We start from the raw sequence: 1,275 nt of genomic DNA on the forward strand, positions 1-1,275 counted from the left end.
ACTGACCTGCCACTGAATTTTCATCCAGCGACGATTAGAGCCGCGTCCGTTTCTGCTACGCCGATCGGCGCGGTGGGAGCAAGCGGCGCAGGCACGGAGCCTTCCGATAGCGCAGTGCCGAAGCCGGTTGCGGTGATGGTCTTGGCGAAGAGCGCTGGGGCCAGGTAGCCAAGCGAGGAGTGGGGGCGCTTGGTGTTGAAGTCCTCGGCCCAGGCCGCGATCATGCTGCGGGCGTGGTCGATCCCGAGGAACAGGCTCTCGTTCAGTAGTTCGTCGCGCATGCGGCCGTTGAAGCTCTCGACGAAGCCGTTCTGCATCGGCTTGCCCGGCGCGATGTAGTGCCATTCGACCTTGTGATCTTTCGACCAGGCGAGGATGGCGTTCGAGGTGAACTCGGTGCCGTTATCTGAAACGATCATGCCGGGCTTGCCGCGGATGGCGATCAGGCTCGTCAACTCACGGGCAACCCGGCGACCGGAGATCGAGGTGTCCGGGATCGCCGCCAGGCATTCGCGCGTCACGTCGTCGACGACGTTCAGGACGCGAAAGCGCCTCCCGCAGGCAAATTGGTCGTGGACAAAATCCAACGACCAGCGGGCATTCGGCCTTGCCTCGACGAGGATCGGCGCCCTTGTGCCAACGGCGCGACGCCGCGCACGGCGCTTGCGCACCGTCAGTCCTTCTTCGCGATACAGACGATAGATCCGGTTGATCCCCGATGTCTCGCCGTCCCGCCGCAGCAGGACAAACAGCCGGCGATACCCGAAGCGACGCCGCTCGTTGGCAAGCTCGCGCAGCTTGCCGCGAAGCTCCGTCTCCGACGGCTTGCAGGACTGGTAGCGCACCGTCTTGCGATCGGCACCGACGATCTGGCAGGCCCGCCGCTCCGACAGGTCCATGAGGGCCCGTAGATGCGCAACGGCTTCGCGCTTGGCGACGGGCCCTACCATTTTTTTGCCAGAAGTTCCCGCAGCGCCGCCGCGTCGAGCATCTGCTCGGCCAAGAGCTTCTTCAGCTTCGCGTTCTCACCATCGAGAGCCTTCAGGCGCTTGGCATCGGATATCTCCATGCCGCCGTACTTGGCTTTCCAGTTATACAGCGTTGCCTCGGAAATCCCGTGCTTGCGGGCGAGATCGGCGCCCTTCGCACCCGACTCCTGCTCCTTCAGAACACCGATGATCTGCTCTTCCGTGAACCGTTTACGCTTCATGCTGTCCGTCCTCTGTGGGAGGCGGACTCTAATCTCACGTGGAGGAAAAACTCAGTGGCAGGTCA

General features: G+C 63.1%; 1 protein-coding gene. It reads right to left on the reverse strand.

Annotation, left to right across the window (positions count from 1 at the left end; all coding sequences use genetic code 11):
• Nucleotides 1–20 precede the first annotated feature (20 nt).
• Nucleotides 21–1,210 (reverse strand): IS3 family transposase gene (locus ING15_RS19215; protein ID WP_206456452.1). Its coding sequence is split into 2 segments (ribosomal slippage): nt 21–958 and nt 958–1,210, totalling 1,191 coding nucleotides; the frame shifts between segments, so codons are not numbered across the junction.
• Between the last annotated feature and the right edge of the window lie 65 nt (nt 1,211–1,275).

It is taken from the genome of Aurantimonas marina (assembly GCF_017183135.1).
Taxonomy (GTDB): Bacteria; Pseudomonadota; Alphaproteobacteria; order Rhizobiales; family Rhizobiaceae; genus Aurantimonas; species Aurantimonas marina.